The organism is Enterobacter cloacae complex sp. GF14B (genome assembly GCF_004136805.1).
Lineage (GTDB): Bacteria > Pseudomonadota > Gammaproteobacteria > Enterobacterales > Enterobacteriaceae > Enterobacter > Enterobacter hormaechei_C.
In genome coordinates, this window is the sequence record NZ_QFRV01000244.1 from 1 (window position 1) to 1,672 (window position 1,672).

Annotated in this window: 3 protein-coding genes; all 3 read right to left on the reverse strand. The window is 37.4% G+C overall.

Features of this window, described 5'->3' with window-relative positions:
• A partial coding sequence (locus DD606_RS26245) for a hypothetical protein (protein WP_219824236.1) occupies nucleotides 1-216 on the reverse strand: 216 nt, incomplete at its 3' end.
• 298 nt (nucleotides 217-514) lie between these two features.
• Nucleotides 515-916 carry a hypothetical protein gene (locus DD606_RS25025; RefSeq protein WP_219824237.1) on the reverse strand — a complete coding sequence of 134 codons (402 nt, stop codon included), beginning with the start codon at nucleotides 914-916 and terminating at the stop codon, nucleotides 515-517.
• 250 nt (nucleotides 917-1,166) lie between these two features.
• The gene (locus DD606_RS25030) at nucleotides 1,167-1,439 is read right to left on the reverse strand and encodes a hypothetical protein (protein WP_129259449.1); all 273 of its coding nucleotides are present in this window, start codon (nucleotides 1,437-1,439) and stop codon (nucleotides 1,167-1,169) included.
• Nucleotides 1,440-1,672 lie beyond the last annotated feature (233 nt).

The window sequence follows — 1,672 nt, forward strand, 5'->3', positions numbered from 1 at the left end:
CATCCATAAGATTCCAAGAATCGTCGTTTCATTGGTATGTTCATCTGGTATGCATATAAATTGATGAGGGCTTGGAAATCCATTTACTATCACATTCAAGTTAACCACTCCCAATGGCAGTGTTGGGTATTTGTTGCATCCTTTGATAGAAGATATTCCCGATGCTAAGGAATGATTTGTAGCTTTCTTGTCAGTGGAATAATTGACTGCATTCATTCAAGCACCAATATCTACAAATGCATTTGTGCTATGATGCTTTGATTATACTGTGATGCAGATGTGAATTCCATCCAACCATCCATCATCTCTTGATACTGCATACTTGGTTTCGCATCATCTCTCATGTGTATGGTATATTGACAAATTTCTGGATCAACACCCCTGAGATCCTTATAAGGCCAAGCAAAGATATCTTGGTATTCTTTTAGCACGCTCAGCAAAATCTCTTCTTCTTCTTCTGTAAGGTCATTTGTACTGTAAGCAAGTCTAGGCTCTTCTCCTGGTTCAACCAGGTCTATCTTTTAAGCGTTTTCAGGCCCTTCATAGGACTTGCCCTGTGTAGGTAGTTCCCTAACAGGTTTTTCGCAATGATTTTTCGATCTTGGAGAGTATACTTTTTGTAATGGGATGGAACATGCATTACATCCTTACCATCCTCTTCTGTGGTTTCCATTTCGGTTGTGTATATCTCCTTTAGATCTTTTTTCAACTCTTGGTATTTCTTTTTCCGCTCGACTCTGGTCATGAGTGGTTTCTTATTTTGTGATTTTTCTTGAGTCCCCTTCCTTGCTTTTCTCAATGTCTGAGACATTTCTGAGTTTTTTTTTGAAGGATATCTGCCAGTTATTTTGTCCTTGACACAATCATTTGCATCTATCTGCATCAGGAATTGTGTTTTACTGGAGACTGATGGCATAGGTCTATTTCAAGGTTTTTGTTTCTCTTTTCCTTCTATACCATTTTTGTCTCCATGGTTTTTGGTTTGGAAAGTCAAAAAACTTTTTCTCTCCTCCTTTTAGAAGCAATTGGGCTCTCACGTGTTCTTTTTCTCATCAAGAATCATTGGATGTAGCTGAATGTTCTTCAAAATCATCAAAAGCATCATAATACAGGTTTGAAAATACTTGTTGAGCTTTCAATAAGTCTTGGGTTCCTGAATTTCATCTTCAATGTGAAGGGTTGAGATCATTTGTATTCACACACACATCCATTGTTGCCAAAATTTGAGCCCATTCAAATGGCTCAAACAAATGCTCCGTAAAGGGTTCAGTTATATATGCTTCATCTGTGTAGTCTCTTTCGAGGATACATTTTTCTCGTCTTAAGCTTCCATTTTCTAAAGCTCCAGACATCCAAATAGGAGTATCTTTGTTTAACCATGATGGAAGCTTAGTTTTAGTCGAAGAGACTGAATCAAACTCTTGTGTGGTTGTTTTCAAGACATCTCTATAAGTGTGATCTTTTAGATTTACTCTTGTTATAGATCCCACTTGCTTCAGGTACAGATAATTGTTTCCCCAATCTTAGATAAGCTGTATCTATCGCATGAAAGGTCTTCCCAATATGATTTCATAGTTGAGTGTTTTTCCAAAGTCTACTATGGCAAAAGTGTGTTGATATTCTATTCCATAGGAATTGGCTATCACCTTCACAAGCAGCCCTAATGTTCTCT